Here is a 13,874-nt window from a genome sequence, read left to right on the forward strand (position 1 = left end):
GCCCTTCTGGGACCGGCGGGCCCGGGAGGTCACATCGTGCGCTGCCGAGGCAGTTCGGCTCGCCGTACCGGGCCGGAGGCCAGGGCGATGACCACGCCCAGGCCGGCGAAGGTGCCGCAGCCGACGAACACCGGTGCGGTGCCCCAAGCCCCGACGGCGGCACCGACCAGCGGGTAGCCGAGGGGGGCGAGACCGACCAGGGTGAGCATGACGACGGAGGTGACCCGGCCGAGGTAAGCAGGGTCCGCGGCAGTCTGTATGAGGGTGCTGTCCAGGCTGCCGAAGACGCCCGCGCTCAGTCCGATGACCACCGCCAGCACCACGGCGGTCCAAAGGGAAGGAACCAAGGCGATGGTGGCCGCTCCCGTGCAGGCCACGAGCAGGGTCCCGGCCAGCATCAGGCCGGCGCGGGGCAGCCAGCCGACGACGGCGAGCAACGCGGCGCCGGCCGCCGCTCCCGCGCCGAAACCGCCGCCGATCCAGCCGTAGCCGGAAGGGCCCCAGCCACGCTCGGCGTTGAGGAGCACCATGCCGACGTTGAGAGTGCCGATCAGGCCCAGCTCGCAGACGGCGCCGGTGATGACGAGCGGGCCGATGAGGCGGTGGCGCCGGATGTAGCGCAGGCCGGCGAGAAGGTCCTGCCACGCCGTGCCGGGTTCCGGCTGTTCCTCGCCGGGCTCCGCGAGGGGCCGTATCCGTATCGTCAGCAGGAGCGGCAGGGACAGCGCGAAGAGGATGCCTGCGACGGTGAAGGCGGCCGCCGCGCCCCCGAGTCCCATGGCCAGGCCGCCGATGGGCGGGCCCGCGATCTGACTGAGGCGCATGGACAGAGAGCGCATGCCGGCGACCCGGGCGAGCTGGTCGGCGCTGGTGATCCGCGGCGGGAGGGCCCCGATCGCGGGCACGAACAGCGCGTCCACGGCACCGAAGACGAGTGCCACCGCGACCAGGAGCCACAGGGCCGGTGCGGTCAGCGCGATCGCGGCGGCCACCGAGAGGATGAGGAGACAGCGCAGTGCGTCACTGCCGAGAAGGACGCGGCGCGGGTCGAAACGGTCGGCCAGCACACCTCCGCCCAGCATGAGTAACGCCCGTGGCAGTGCCGCGGCGGCCATGACGAGGCCGACCTCGGTGGGGCCGGCGGCCTTCTGGGCGGACCAGCCGAGGGCGACGAAGTACACGCTGTCGCCGACGAGGGAAACGGTGTACGCGGTGAGCCAGCGCAGTACGTTGCCGTCGAGGTGGGCCGGTGGGGTGGCGCGTTCGGGTGGGGCTGTCCCTGCTGTGGTCATGGCAGGCTCCAGGAGTCGGGAACGGCGGGGTCAGGGCCGGAACGGGAAGCCGTAGAGGTGCACGGACACGTGCTCGCGGCCCTCTGTGTCGCCGGCCTCCTGGGCGGCCTTGCCGCGCTCCCGCCAGCGGCGGGTCAGTGCCTGGAGTTCGTCGCTCATCTCGGCGAGCTCGGCGGGGGTCAGGTCGAGCATCCATTCGGAGCTGAACGCGGCGTCCGTCCACGCCTTGCCCCAGGCGGCCGTCTGGTCCAGATACGCGCGGTACTGGGCGGTGCGGGTGTCGAGGATGCCGCGGGTCACCGCGCCCACGGCGGCGGACCCTTCGGGCGTGTCCGCGAAGTCCGAGTTGCGGAAGCCCCAGCCCTCCTCGGACGCCACCTGCCACCACCGCTCACGGCCGTCGGTGCTCCGGCCACTCGCCTCGGTCACGAAGCCGTGCTCGGCGAGCTTGCGCAGGTGGTAACTGACCAGCGACGGCGCCTGGTCGACCTGCTCGGCGAGCTGGGACGCGGTCGCGGTGCCCGCGACGTACAGCAGCCGGTAGAGCTGCATGCGCAGGGGGCTGGTGAACGCCTTCAGCCGGGACAGGTCGGTGATCTGCTCGGGTTCGCGCTTCGGTGACATGCCCTCACCGTAGGTATGAAATTTAATTTGCGCAATATATATTTCTGACCTGCGGCGGCGGGAAGCCCGGCTCCGCATGGGGGCTCGCCGGGGCATGCAACTGCCCCTCCCCGGTGGCGACTTCATGGTCGACCGGCGAACGGCCGGGCCCCCGTTTCCTGCGGATCGGGCAGGCCGCACCCCTGGGGTGATGGGTTTCGCTGAGGCCGGTGGCCGCCCATGGTGTGCTCGGACTGCACTGTCGGCGTGGCCGGTTGGGAGAGATCTGCGATGGAGGTCGTGGCCGACCGTGTCAACGGCCGCCGGGAAGGCGGCTCAACGAGGGCCTGCAGTGCTGCAGGCCCTCAAAGAGTTCCGCATCCTGCCCGCGGCCCGGGAGGGCCGCTTCCCGGCGGTCTGGCAGCGGGACCGGATGACGTGGGTCATCCAACCGCGTTGACAGACTCCATCCGTGACCAAGGTGCCTCGTGCCGTCCAGGTGACGTCGGGGTGGCCTTCACAGGTCTCCTGAGGGTCCGGCTCGTTGGGCTTGCCAGAGGGATCGCAGTGCGGCGGCTGCTCGTTGCACTGCCTCGCGGGGCTCGGGACGCGGTGCGAGGGTCCTTGGGCCGGCCAGGTCCCGACCGCTGAGTGACCGGGCGGGGACGGTGGTCCAGTCGGCTCGGTCCACCACGGCGACGTGTCCGCTCTCGTGCGCCGCTTCGTCCCGCCAGTCGTCCGGTGGTGCCATGAGGACACGCAGCGACCGTTCGTCGAGCCACTCCAGTCCCAGAACCTGACGACCGAACCCGTTCTCGATGAGAGAAGCGACCGCGCCTGTTTTCAGGTGCAGAAGCAGCAGCTCCCCCTCGAAGAAGTAGCCACCGTCGTACTTGCCGGTGCCGATCGCGAGCAGCGGACGCCGGGGGTGGAAGGCCAGCGCGTGGACGGGGAAGCATGAGCGAGTGAGCGCGCGGCGGACGAAGGAACGGCTGTGGTAGACCGCGACCGGCGTAGCTTTGCCGTGTGCATCCGTGCCTGCCACGGCCAGAAGGCCGCGCTGTTCGTCGTGGACAACCAGGGACGGGTCTCCGACTCCGAGGAAGGCCCAGCCGTCGGGAGGATGTTCGTTGGAGGCTGCCATGCCGTGATCTTCTCAACTGCCCGGCTCCACGCGGTAGCTGCCTGGAGCGGGATCATGAGGAGGTGACGAAGCAGATCAAGAGGGCAGCTCCGGTGGAGCGAACTGCCAGTGAACCGGAAATCTCCGCCTACCAGCGGGCACTGCGAGACCGCTTGCTCGCCGCCTCTGTCGTTCCCGCGCCCGCGCCCTGGCGGCCAGTCTTCGAGTACGCATACGGAGCCCCTGTCGGTGGACTGCTCGGCATCGGCTTCGCGTCGCATCCCGGCAGCGGCCATGACCTGGTCATGGTCGTCTCGCACGACGGTCACGGTCTCTTCGACGCCGTCACCGGCGAGAAGGTCACCTGGGACCGCGACCCCGGCCCCGAGGGCAGCACCCCCGACGCGGCTGTCGACCTGACTTGCCCCGGACTGGGACCGATCGCCGGCAGCCGCGTACACATCGCAGGGCTCTTCGGCGGGGGGTGCCCCTATGGGTTTCGTCAAGGGAATTGGGCTGCGTTTCGGTGAGTGGCGAGGCAGTATGGCGTGATGCCTGACCTGCTGTGGGGTGACGTCAAGAGCTTCTTTGCTCCCGAGTTGATGGGGTCGCTGCCGGACGTCCTCGTCCCGGATACTTCGGTGGAGGACTGGCAGGCGGTGCTTGATCTCGTTCGGTCGCAGGGGTGGTCGTGCGAGTACTCCGAGGACGGTGCTGTGGTCCGGCTGTCGAGAGCTGCGGAGATGCTGGCCCGCGGCGAGGGTGCCGACGTGTTGCTGAGGGTCTGGCCGGTTCCCGGATTCCTGGTGATCTTTCGTCCGTATGAGGCTGACTCGATCGACTTCGACGTTGATCTGCGGGAGTTGCAGGGTCAGCACGGCGTGGATGTGCTGTGCCGTCTGCTGCGGGCAATCGGGCGTCGGCTCGGCCAGCCGGTGTTGCTGAGCCCGGAGTCTGATCCGCTTCACCCGGTTCTCGGCTTCGGCGTCGAGGCCGACCGTGTGGTGCTGCTGGGTGGCCCGCAGGTCATGTGACCGCCGCTGGCTGCGGCTCGTAGAAGGTGCCGTCGCGGAGCATGGCGAATGGGTCCCCGAGCGCGATGTGTGCCTGCGGCCGCTCGCCCACCGCTCGCTGCAGCTCGGGCTCACCGGTGAGGCGGCACACCGCTACGCGGACGAGTGGACGGTCTCCGTCACCGGTACCACCGATCTCGCGCGCGAGATCCACGGGCAGGCGCGGGACGGTGACCTGGAGGCCGCCCGGCGGCTTCTTCCCCGCGAGCTCCCCTGTCCCGTTCCCGAGGGGCTCCTGGATCACCTGCGCCCATGAGGGTCGGGACGTGCGGGCGTCAACTCGGCAGGTGCCGGCGCCGCTCACACTTTTCGGTGTTGCGCGGAACTGATCGGTTTTCGGCCGGTTGTCGGCTGTGGGCTTAGCACTGTTCTTGCTCCAGAGGGTCCACTTCGGTAACTCGTTGCTTATGGGCGGGGTCGGTCTGTCACCCTGGCGGCATTGATCGAGGTGTATTCGTGCGAACTGCCCGGGGAGCTGCCCATGAGGGCCATTCCGACGCAACGGGAGACCCCGCGTGCCGTCTCGGAGGCGCCCGCGCGGGCGTGCGCGCGGGCGGACGCGGCGCTGTCCGGCGGCTCCCTCGCGCCGGGCACCGCGCGGGCCCTGGTGCGGTCGGCGCTCGCCGACTGGACGGAGCGCGCCCTGCCCGGTGCCGAGCACCTCACCACCCGCGCCGGCGACGACGCCACGCTGATCGCCAGCGAACTGGTCACCAACGCCGTCGTGCACGCCGGCACCGAGGTACGGCTGACCTGCCGCCTCGAGGAGGAGAGCGGTGCCCTCGTCGTCGAGGTCACCGACCGCCACCCCTCCCGCGCCCCGCACGGCGGCGAACCGGAGGCACCGCCCTACGAGAGCCCCGAGCACGGGCGCGGCCTGCGCCTGGTCGCCGCGCTCTCCGAGGCCTGGGGGATCACCTACCGCCCCGGCACCAAAACCGTCTGGGCCCGGATCCCCGTGGGAGGGGGCTTCGCGGCGGACGGCGCGGAGGAGAGCGCGGAGAACACGGAGGGTGCGCAGAGCGCGGAGGGCATGGGCGTCCCGTTCGACGCGTACGTGTGGGAGGCGGAGCCGGAGCCCGGCGGTGAGGGGTGGCGCGTGCCCCGGCCGTACCGGCGGGACGGGGCCTGGCTGGGGCGCGGGGCGCTGTCCTTCCTCGCCGAGGCGTCCGATCTGCTCGCCGGGCAACTGGACGAGGACCTGGTCGCCGCGCTCACCGGGCAGCTGATCGTGCCGCGGCTGGCGGACTGGTGCGCGGTGTGGCTCGAGGACGAGGCCACCGGCCACGGCGGCTGGAGCGACGGGGCACGGGCCGACGGACCCCGCCTCGCCCGTGTCTGGCACGCCGACGAGAGCCGCGTCGAGGAACTGAGCCGGGTACTGGAGCAGGAGCCACCGCCTCCCTCCGATCCACTGAGCACCGGACCGGTCGGCTATCCCTGGCCGGAGAAGGCGCTCCACCTGACCGGGGGCCACGACGAGGGCACCGGCACCGCCCTCGCCTACCGGCTCGTCGCCGGTGGCCGGCCGCTGGGGACGCTGGTGATCGGGCGGGCCGGGATCGGGCGGTTCCCGGACGAGGTCACCGGACTGGTGGAGGACCTCGGGCGGCGCGTGGCGCTCGCCATCGGCGCCGCCCGGCAGTACGCCCGCCAGGCCACCATCAGCGCCGTGCTCCAGCGCGGACTGCTGCCCGGCGCCGTCGCCGAGATCCCCGGCGTGCGCTCCGCCCTCGTCTACGAGCCCCACGACAAGGGCGGACCGAGCGGCGACTTCTACGACCTGTTCCCGGCCGGGCCGGGCCGCTGGTGCTTCGCCATCGGCGACGTCCAGGGCAAGGGCCCCGAGGCGGCCGTCGTCATCGGTCTGGCCCGCCCCTGGCTGCGGCTGCTCGCCCGCGAGGGCTACCACGTCGCCGACGTCCTGGACCGCCTCAACCAACTGCTCCTCGACGACGCCACGGAAGCCGCCGACGCCGCCGCCCGCGCGCTCGTCGCCGCCGGCGCCCGCCCGACCGCCCCCGGGGACGGCCCCCAGACCCGCTTCCTTTCCCTGCTCTACGGCGAACTCACCCTCGTCGAGGGCGGCGCCCGTGTCACCCTCGCCTCCGCCGGACACCCCCTGCCGCTGCTGCTCGCCCCCGACGGGACGGTCCGTACCGTGGCCCGGTCGCAGACCCTGCTCGGGGTCGTCGAGGACGCCACCTACACCAGCGACTCCTTCGAGCTGCGCTCCGGCGACACCCTGCTCTGCGTCACCGACGGCGTCACCGAGCGGCGCCGCGGCTCCCACCAGTTCGACGACGGCGACGGACTCGCCACCGCACTGGCCGACTGCGCGGGACTGGACGCCGACCGGATAGCGGAACGTATCAGCAGGCTGGTCCACGAGTTCGGGGAGCGGCCACCGGCGGACGATCTCGCCCTGCTGGTGCTCCAGGCGGACTGACCGGCCCACGGGCCGGATGCGGGACAATGGAGCACATGCCTTCCGCACTCCCCGACGGCGAGCCCGTCCCCGCCGACGGCGCGCTGCCCGCGTCCGCGCTCGCCGGGGCCGCAGCACGCCCCCTCGGGTTCTACCTGCACGTTCCGTACTGCGCGACCCGCTGCGGCTACTGCGACTTCAACACCTACACCGCCACCGAGCTGCGCGGCAGCGGCGGAGTGCTCGCCTCCCGCGACAACTACGCCGAGACCCTGATCGACGAGGTCCGCCTGGCCCGCAAGGTGCTCGGCGACGACCCGCGCGAGGTCCGCACGGTGTTCGTCGGCGGCGGCACCCCCACCCTGCTGGCCGCCGACGACCTCGTACGGATGCTGGGCGCGATCCGCGACGAGTTCGGGCTGGCGGCGGACGCCGAGGTCACCACCGAGGCGAACCCGGAGTCGGTCGACCCGGCCTACCTGGCGACCCTGCGCGCGGGCGGCTTCAACCGGATCTCCTTCGGCATGCAGAGCGCCCGGCAGCACGTGCTGAAGGTCCTCGACCGCACGCACACCCCCGGCCGCCCGGAGGCGTGTGTCGCCGAGGCGCGGGCGGCGGGCTTCGAGCACGTCAACCTCGACCTGATCTACGGCACCCCCGGCGAGTCCGACGACGACTGGCGGGCCTCGCTGGACGCGGCCCTCGGCGCCGGACCCGACCACGTCTCCGCGTACGCGCTCATCGTCGAGGAGGGCACGCAGCTCGCCCGCCGCATCCGGCGCGGTGAGGTGCCGATGACCGACGACGACGTGCACGCGGACCGGTACCTGATCGCCGAGGAGGCGCTGTCGGCGGCCGGCTTCGACTGGTACGAGGTGTCGAACTGGGCCACCTCCGAGGCGGGACGCTGCCTGCACAACGAGCTGTACTGGCGCGGCGCGGACTGGTGGGGCGCGGGGCCCGGGGCGCACTCGCACGTGGGCGGGGTGCGCTGGTGGAACGTGAAGCACCCCGGCGCGTACGCGGCAGCCCTGGCCGAGGGCCGATCACCGGGGGCCGGGCGCGAGGTCCTCTCCGAGGAGGACCGGCGGGTGGAGCGGATCCTGCTGGAGCTTCGGCTGGAGGAAGGGGTTCCGCTCGCTCTTCTCCGTGCGGAGGGGCTGGTGGCGGCGCGCCGTGCTCTGACGGACGGGCTGCTGCGGCAGGAGGCGTACGACGGGGGGCGTGCGGCCCTCACCCTGCGGGGGCGGTTGCTGGCGGACGCGGTGGTCCGGGACCTGGTGGACTGAGGGGTGCCGGGAAGGGTTTTTCGCCCCCGCCGCCCCTTCCCTTCCCGTCCCCTGAGGGCTGCGCCCCCAGACCCCCCTTCGGCCTGAACGGCCTCGTCCTCAAGCGCCGGACGGGCTGAAAATCAGCCCCGTCGGGGCGAAACCAGCCGGGGCGGTCAGGACGGCATCGTCACGAAATCGATCAGTTCCTCGACCCTGCCCAACAACGCCGGCTCCAGGTCCTTGTACGAGTGCACCGCGCCGAGGACGCGCTGCCAGGCTTCCCCCGTGTTGGCCACGCGCCAGCCCAGGGCCCGGCAGACGCCCGTCTTCCAGTCCTGGCCGTGCGGCACCCGGGGCCAGGACCGGATGCCCAGGGAGGACGGTTTCACCGCCTCCCAGACGTCGATGTACGGGTGGCCCACCACCAGGGCGTGCTCGCTGGTGACCGACTCCGCGATGCGCCACTCCTTCGAGCCCGGCACCAGGTGGTCCACCAGGACGCCCAGCCGTGCGTCCGGGCCCGGCGCGAACGCGTCGACGATCGCCGGCAGGTCGTCGACGCCCTCCAGGTACTCCACGACCACGCCCTCGACGCGCAGATCGTCGCCCCACACCTTCTCGACCAGTTCGGCGTCGTGGCGGCCCTCGACGTAGATGCGCCCGGCGCGCGCCACCCGCGCGCGGGCGCCCGGGACGGCCACCGAACCGGATGCCGTCCGGGGCGGACGCGCCGGGCCCGCGGCGGGCCGCACCAGCGTCACCGCGCGGCCCTCCAGCAGGAATCCGCGCGGCTCCAGGGGGAAGACCCGGTGCTTGCCGAAGCGGTCCTCCAGGGTCACCGTGCCCGCCTCGCAGCGGATCACCGCGCCGCAGAATCCGCTGCCGGGCTCCTCCACCACCAGACCGGGCTCGGCCGGGACCTCGGGGACGGGCCGGGACTTCTTCCACCCGGGGGTCAGGTCAGGAGAGTACGGGCGCATTCTGATGACGATAGGAGAACCGGCTCCCCGTTCGGCCGAAGGGTCAGTCCGACACGCCGAAACGAGCCGCGAGGGCGTCGCGTTGGGACCGTACGAACGCCGCGTCCACCACCGCTCCGTGACCGGGGACGTACACCGCGTCCTCGCCGCCCAGGGCCAGCAGCCGGTCCAGGGCGGCCGGCCACCGCGACGGGACGGCGTCGGGGCCCGCCTGCGGATCACCGGACTCCTCCACCAGGTCGCCGCAGAAGACCACCTCCGGCTCGCCGGGCACCAGCACCACCAGATCGTGGGCGGTGTGCCCGGGGCCCACGTTGGCGAGGAGCGCCTGCCGTCCGCCGCCCAGGTCGAGCGTCCACTCGCCGGACACCAGGTGCCGGGGACGGACCAGCGTCAGCGCGTCCACGGCCTCCTCCGCCGCCCGCGCGTCCAGCCCCTCGCGCTCCGCGTCCGCGCGCAGTTCCTCGCCTCCCCGCGCCAGCGCCGTGTCCAGGCCCACCGCGCCGAACACCTCCGCGCCCGCGAACACCGCCGCCCCCAGCACATGGTCGAAATGGGGGTGGGTGAGCGCGAGATGCGTCACACGCCCACCGGCGAGCGCCTGCGCCCGTGCCCGCAACCGGGCGCCCTCGCCCAGACTCGAACCGGCGTCCACGAGCAGTGCCGCGCCCGCGCCGACGACGAGCCCCGCCGTGCAGTCCCACACCGGCAGCCGGCACCGGCCCACTCCCGGCGCCAGCCGCTCCCACCCCGACTCTTCCCAAGTCACCGTCATACCGCGACGCTAATCGCCCACGGCTGTCCCGGCGCGACGGCCCGGTACCGGCCTTGCCCGGGGTGTACCCCCCGGCCGTACACTGGGCGGGGAAGTCTGGCACTCGCGTGCGAAGAGTGCCAGGACAGGGAGAAAACGGACCGGGCGGAAGGCTTCTGGAGGTGTGCGCCGTGCTCAGTGAACGCAGGCTCCAGGTGTTGCGCGCCATCGTTCAGGACTACGTCGGAACCGAGGAGCCCGTCGGCTCCAAGGCCCTCACCGAGCGGCACAACCTGGGCGTCTCCCCGGCCACCGTGCGCAACGACATGGCGGCCCTGGAGGACGAGGGGTTCATCGCCCAGCCGCACACCAGCGCCGGGCGCATCCCCACCGACAAGGGCTACCGGCTCTTCGTGGACAAGCTCGCCGGCGTCAAGCCGATGACCGCGCCCGAGCGGCGCGCCATCCAGAACTTCCTCGAGGGCGCCGTCGACCTGCACGACGTGGTGGCCCGCACGGTGCGGCTGCTCGCGCAGCTGACCCGGCAGGTCGCCGTCGTGCAGTACCCGTCGCTGACCCGCTCGACCGTGCGGCACGTGGAGCTGCTCCCGATGGCGCCCGCGCGCGCCATGCTGGTGCTGATCACGGACACCGGGCGGGTCGAGCAGCGCATGATCGACTGCCCGGCGCCGATCGGCGAGGCGACCCTGGGGGATCTGCGGGCGCGGCTCAACAGCCGTGTCGCGGGCCGACGTTTCACCGATGTACCGTCTCTGGTCGAGGATCTCCCCGAGGCTTTCGACCTCGAGGAGCGCGGTACGGTCTCGACCGTGCTCTCCACCCTCCTGGAGACGCTCGTCGAGGACAACGAGGAGCGGCTGATGATCGGCGGTACCGCCAATCTGACCCGCTTCGGACATGACTTTCCCCTTGTGATCCGGCCCGTACTGGAGGCGCTGGAGGAGCAGGTCGTGCTTCTCAAGCTGCTGGGCGAGGCGAAGGAACCGGGCGTGACCGTGCGTATCGGTCATGAGAACGCCCACGAGGGACTCAACTCCACCTCAGTGGTGTCGGTGGGCTACGGTTCGGGCGGCGAGGCTGTTGCCAAGCTCGGCGTGGTCGGTCCGACCCGCATGGATTACCCAGGAACGATGGGAGCGGTACGCGCAGTGGCACGGTACGTCGGACAGATCCTGGCGGAGTCGTAGTGGCCACGGACTACTACGCCGTACTCGGCGTACGCCGCGACGCTTCGCAGGAGGAGATCAAGAAGGCCTTCCGGCGGCTCGCCCGCGAGCTGCATCCGGACGTCAACCCGGATCCGAAGACCCAGGAGCGGTTCAAGGAGATCAACGCCGCCTACGAGGTGCTGTCGGACCCGCAGAAGAAGCAGGTCTACGACCTCGGCGGCGATCCGCTCCAGCAGGCCGGGGCCGGCGGCGCGGGCGGCTTCGGCGCGGGTGGCTTCGGGAACTTCTCCGACATCATGGACGCGTTCTTCGGCACGGCGTCGCAGCGCGGTCCGCGCTCGCGCACCCGCCGCGGCCAGGACGCCATGATCCGGATCGAGGTCGAGCTGGACGAGGCCGCGTTCGGCACGACCAAGGACATCCAGGTCGACACGGCGATCGTGTGCACCACGTGCAGCGGTGAGGGCGCCGCGCCGGGGACCAGCGCGCAGACCTGTGACATGTGCCGCGGCCGCGGTGAGGTCTCGCAGGTCACCCGGTCCTTCCTGGGCCAGGTCATGACCTCGCGCCCCTGCCCGCAGTGCCAGGGCTTCGGCACCGTCGTCCCGAACCCGTGCCCGGAGTGCGCCGGCGACGGACGCGTCCGCTCCCGCCGCACCCTGACCGTGAAGATCCCGGCCGGTGTCGACAACGGCACCCGGATCCAGCTGGCCGGCGAGGGCGAGGTCGGCCCCGGCGGCGGTCCCGCCGGCGACCTGTACGTGGAGATCCACGAGCTGCCGCACAGCACCTTCCAGCGGCGCGGCGACGACCTGCACTGCACGGTCACCCTCCCGATGACGGCGGCCGCCCTCGGCACCAAGGTGCCGCTGGAGACGCTGGACGGCATGGAGGAGGTCGACATCCGGCCCGGCACCCAGTCCGGCCAGTCGATCCCGCTGCACGGCCGGGGCGTCACGCATCTGCGCGGCGGCGGCCGGGGCGACCTCATCGTGCACGTCGAGGTGCAGACCCCGAGCAAGCTCGACCCCGAACAGGAACGCCTGCTGCGCGAACTCGCCAAGCTCCGTGGCGAGGAGCGCCCGCTGGGCCAGTTCCAGCCCGGGCAGCAGGGGCTGTTCTCCCGGTTGAAGGACGCTTTCAACGGGCGCTGACGGACGACACCGACGGGTGGCGCGCGGGGGCCGGAAACGGCTCCCGCGGAGCTCCGGAAGGTGGTCCGCAGGTGCCCCGGGAGCTGCCCCGAAGGTGCCCCGAAGGTGCCCTGGACACGGCCTGTGCCAAGGGCGAGGGCCGGTTGAGCCCCGATTCGGAGATGTCCGAAGGACGTGGCAACATGCCGTCATGTCCTTGGCGCTCACCGATCTCCTTCCGCACCCCGTCGTGCAGGCACCCATGGCGGGCGGTGTCTCCGTGCCGCAGCTCGCCGCGGCCGTCTCCGAGGCGGGCGGGCTCGGCTTCCTGGCCGCCGGGTACAAGACCGCGGACGGGATGTACCAGGAGATCAAGCAGCTGCGCGGACTGACCGGCCACCCGTTCGGCGTCAACGTCTTCATGCCCCAGCCCGAGACCCCCGACCCGGCCGCCGTGGGCGTCTACGCCCACCAGCTGGCCGGTGAGGCCTCCTGGTACGAGACCGAGCTCGGCGACCCCGACAGCGGCCGCGACGACGGCTACGACGCCAAACTCGCCGTCCTGCTCGACAACCCGGTGCCGGTGGTGTCGTTCCACTTCGGTGTGCCGACCCGCGAGGTCCTGGACTCCCTGCGCCGCGTCGGCACGTTCACCCTGGCCACCGCGACCACCGCCGAGGAGGCGCGGGCCGTGGAGCGGGCGGGCGCCGACGCGGTGATCGCGCAGGGCGTCGAGGCCGGCGGCCACCAGGGCACCCACCGGGACCTCCCGGAGAACGACGGCTCCGGCGTCGGACTGCTGTCCCTGGTCGCCGAGGTGCGGGAGACGGTGGGCATCCCGATCGTCGCCGCCGGCGGCATCATGCGCGGCAGCCAGATCGCCGCGGTGCTCGCGGCCGGCGCCTGGGCGGCCCAGCTCGGCACCGCCTTCGTCGCCACCCACGAGTCCGGCGCGCACGCCCTGCACAAGCAGGCGCTGACCAGCCCCCTGTACGTGCGCACCGAACTGACCCGCGCCTTCTCCGGACGCCCGGCCCGCGGCCTGGTCAACCGGTTCCTGCGTGAACACGGCCCGTACGCGCCCGCCGCCTACCCGGACGTCCACCACCTCGCCGCGCCGCTGCGCAGGGCCGCCGCCAAGGCGGGGGACGCACAGGGCATGGCCCTGTGGGCGGGACAGGGCCACCGGATGGCCCGGGAACTGCCCGCCGGGCAGCTGGTGGAGGTGCTGGTCGCCGAACTCGCCGCCACCCGCGCGGCGTTGTCGGCGGGGGGTGCCGGATGACCGCGCCGGTCTTCGTGGTGGAGGACTTCGGCACGGACGGCTCCGGGCACCATGTGCTCGACGGCCCCGAGGGGCGGCACGCCGTCTCCGTGAAGCGGCTGCGGGCCGGGGAGAGCGTCGTCCTCACCGACGGCGCGGGCCGCAGGGCCGAGGGCGAGGTGACCGGCACCGAGGGCAAGGACCGGCTGATCGTGCGCCTCGGGGACGTCGTCGAGGAGCCCGTGGAGTGGCCCCGGCTCACCGTCGTCCAGGCGCTGCCCAAGGGCGACCGGGGCGAGCTGGCCGTGGAGACGATGACCGAGGTCGGCGTCGACGCGATCGTGCCGTGGTCCGCGGCGCGCTGCGTCACGCAGTGGAAGGGCGAGCGCGGTCTGAAGTCCCTCGCCAAGTGGCGGGCGACGGCCCGGGAGGCCGGCAAGCAGTCCCGTCGGGCGCGCTTCCCCGAGGTCGCGGACGCGGCGACGAGCAAGCAGGTTGTCTCACTTCTCGCCGAAGCCGACTTCGCCGCCGTGCTCCACGAGAGCGGCACCGAGCCCCTGGCGACCGCCGGACTCCCCGCCACCGGCAGCATCGTGCTGGTCGTCGGCCCCGAAGGCGGGGTCTCGCCGGAGGAGCTGGCGCTCTTCGCGCAGGCTGGCGCCACGCCCTACCGACTGGGCCGCAGCGTCCTGCGCACCTCCACCGCGGGCACCGCCGCCGCGGCCGTCCTCCTGGCCCGCACGGGCCGCTGGTCCTGACCCCC

Annotated in this window: 13 protein-coding genes and 1 pseudogene; 9 read left to right on the forward strand and 5 right to left on the reverse strand. The window is 72.5% G+C overall.

The annotated features are described in order from the left end of the window. Positions 1 to 29: 29 nt before the first annotated feature. The 3 genes from PYS65_RS24555 to PYS65_RS24565 form a co-directional block, all read right to left on the reverse strand. Positions 30 to 1,292 carry an MFS transporter gene (locus PYS65_RS24555; RefSeq protein ID WP_279336106.1) on the reverse strand — a complete coding sequence of 421 codons (1,263 nt, stop codon included), beginning with the start codon at positions 1,290 to 1,292 and terminating at the stop codon, positions 30 to 32. Positions 1,293 to 1,322: 30 nt separating this feature from the next. Continuing rightward, positions 1,323 to 1,916 (reverse strand): helix-turn-helix domain-containing protein, encoded by a 594-nt coding sequence (locus PYS65_RS24560; protein WP_279336107.1) that lies wholly within the window; start codon positions 1,914 to 1,916, stop codon positions 1,323 to 1,325. A gap of 496 nt (positions 1,917 to 2,412) precedes the next feature. Further along, on the reverse strand, positions 2,413 to 3,039 hold the full coding sequence (locus PYS65_RS24565) for a hypothetical protein (RefSeq protein ID WP_279336108.1): 627 nt from the start codon (positions 3,037 to 3,039) through the stop codon (positions 2,413 to 2,415). 62 nt (positions 3,040 to 3,101) lie between these two features. On the opposite strand from PYS65_RS24565, the pseudogene PYS65_RS24570 reads away from it, so the two are divergent. The 5 genes and pseudogenes from PYS65_RS24570 to hemW all read left to right on the forward strand — a co-directional run. Then, a pseudogene (locus tag PYS65_RS24570) lies at positions 3,102 to 3,503 on the forward strand (hypothetical protein); the annotation flags it as partial. 66 nt (positions 3,504 to 3,569) lie between these two features. Further along, complete coding sequence (locus PYS65_RS24575) at positions 3,570 to 4,052, forward strand: hypothetical protein (RefSeq protein ID WP_279336109.1); 483 nt, start codon at positions 3,570 to 3,572, stop codon at positions 4,050 to 4,052. Continuing rightward, positions 4,033 to 4,347, forward strand: coding sequence for a DUF4291 family protein (locus PYS65_RS24580; RefSeq protein ID WP_387037054.1), 315 nt, complete (start codon positions 4,033 to 4,035; stop codon positions 4,345 to 4,347). The genes PYS65_RS24575 and PYS65_RS24580 overlap by 20 nt, the downstream gene beginning before the upstream one ends. Positions 4,348 to 4,572: 225 nt before the next feature. Continuing rightward, positions 4,573 to 6,540: a SpoIIE family protein phosphatase gene (locus PYS65_RS24585; protein ID WP_279336110.1), complete on the forward strand. Its 1,968-nt coding sequence runs from the start codon at positions 4,573 to 4,575 to the stop codon at positions 6,538 to 6,540. Between the two features lie 35 nt (positions 6,541 to 6,575). After that, complete coding sequence (hemW, locus tag PYS65_RS24590; RefSeq protein ID WP_279336111.1) at positions 6,576 to 7,808, forward strand: radical SAM family heme chaperone HemW; 1,233 nt, start codon at positions 6,576 to 6,578, stop codon at positions 7,806 to 7,808. A 155-nt stretch (positions 7,809 to 7,963) separates the two neighbouring features. Here hemW and PYS65_RS24595 read toward each other — a convergent pair whose 3' ends face one another. Then, entirely contained in the window at positions 7,964 to 8,770 is an 807-nt protein-coding gene (locus PYS65_RS24595) for a DUF3097 domain-containing protein (protein ID WP_279336112.1), read from the reverse strand. A 43-nt stretch (positions 8,771 to 8,813) separates the two neighbouring features. Further along, positions 8,814 to 9,545: an MBL fold metallo-hydrolase gene (locus tag PYS65_RS24600; RefSeq protein ID WP_279336113.1), complete on the reverse strand. Its 732-nt coding sequence runs from the start codon at positions 9,543 to 9,545 to the stop codon at positions 8,814 to 8,816. Between the two features lie 170 nt (positions 9,546 to 9,715). On the opposite strand from PYS65_RS24600, the gene hrcA reads away from it, so the two are divergent. The 4 genes from hrcA (at position 9,716) to PYS65_RS24620 (ending at position 13,869) form a co-directional block, all read left to right on the forward strand. Further along, the gene (gene hrcA / locus PYS65_RS24605) at positions 9,716 to 10,732 is read left to right on the forward strand and encodes a heat-inducible transcriptional repressor HrcA (RefSeq protein WP_279336114.1); all 1,017 of its coding nucleotides are present in this window, start codon (positions 9,716 to 9,718) and stop codon (positions 10,730 to 10,732) included. Beyond that, the gene (gene dnaJ, locus PYS65_RS24610; RefSeq protein WP_279336115.1) at positions 10,732 to 11,868 is read left to right on the forward strand and encodes a molecular chaperone DnaJ; all 1,137 of its coding nucleotides are present in this window, start codon (positions 10,732 to 10,734) and stop codon (positions 11,866 to 11,868) included. The genes hrcA and dnaJ overlap by 1 nt, the downstream gene beginning before the upstream one ends. 190 nt (positions 11,869 to 12,058) lie before the next feature. Further along, complete coding sequence (locus tag PYS65_RS24615) at positions 12,059 to 13,132, forward strand: nitronate monooxygenase (RefSeq protein WP_279336116.1); 1,074 nt, start codon at positions 12,059 to 12,061, stop codon at positions 13,130 to 13,132. Beyond that, on the forward strand, positions 13,129 to 13,869 hold the full coding sequence (locus PYS65_RS24620) for a 16S rRNA (uracil(1498)-N(3))-methyltransferase (protein ID WP_279336117.1): 741 nt from the start codon (positions 13,129 to 13,131) through the stop codon (positions 13,867 to 13,869). The genes PYS65_RS24615 and PYS65_RS24620 overlap by 4 nt, the downstream gene beginning before the upstream one ends. Positions 13,870 to 13,874 lie beyond the last annotated feature (5 nt).

The sequence above is a fragment of the Streptomyces cathayae genome, assembly GCF_029760955.1.
GTDB classification, from domain to species: domain Bacteria; phylum Actinomycetota; class Actinomycetes; order Streptomycetales; family Streptomycetaceae; genus Streptomyces; species Streptomyces cathayae.

Bases quoted from the DNA above. Each gene is read 5' to 3' on its own strand.
- PYS65_RS24555 (WP_279336106.1), bottom strand. From the start codon at position 1,292: ATGACCACAGCAGGGACAGCCCCACCCGAACGCGCCACCCCACCGGCC.
- PYS65_RS24560 (WP_279336107.1), bottom strand. From the start codon at position 1,916: ATGTCACCGAAGCGCGAACCCGAGCAGATCACCGACCTGTCCCGGCTG.
- PYS65_RS24565 (WP_279336108.1), bottom strand. From the start codon at position 3,039: ATGGCAGCCTCCAACGAACATCCTCCCGACGGCTGGGCCTTCCTCGGA.
- PYS65_RS24575 (WP_279336109.1), top strand. From the start codon at position 3,570: ATGCCTGACCTGCTGTGGGGTGACGTCAAGAGCTTCTTTGCTCCCGAG.
- PYS65_RS24585 (WP_279336110.1), top strand. From the start codon at position 4,573: ATGAGGGCCATTCCGACGCAACGGGAGACCCCGCGTGCCGTCTCGGAG.
- hemW (WP_279336111.1), top strand. From the start codon at position 6,576: ATGCCTTCCGCACTCCCCGACGGCGAGCCCGTCCCCGCCGACGGCGCG.
- PYS65_RS24595 (WP_279336112.1), bottom strand. From the start codon at position 8,770: ATGCGCCCGTACTCTCCTGACCTGACCCCCGGGTGGAAGAAGTCCCGG.
- PYS65_RS24600 (WP_279336113.1), bottom strand. From the start codon at position 9,545: ATGACGGTGACTTGGGAAGAGTCGGGGTGGGAGCGGCTGGCGCCGGGA.
- PYS65_RS24615 (WP_279336116.1), top strand. From the start codon at position 12,059: ATGTCCTTGGCGCTCACCGATCTCCTTCCGCACCCCGTCGTGCAGGCA.
- PYS65_RS24620 (WP_279336117.1), top strand. From the start codon at position 13,129: ATGACCGCGCCGGTCTTCGTGGTGGAGGACTTCGGCACGGACGGCTCC.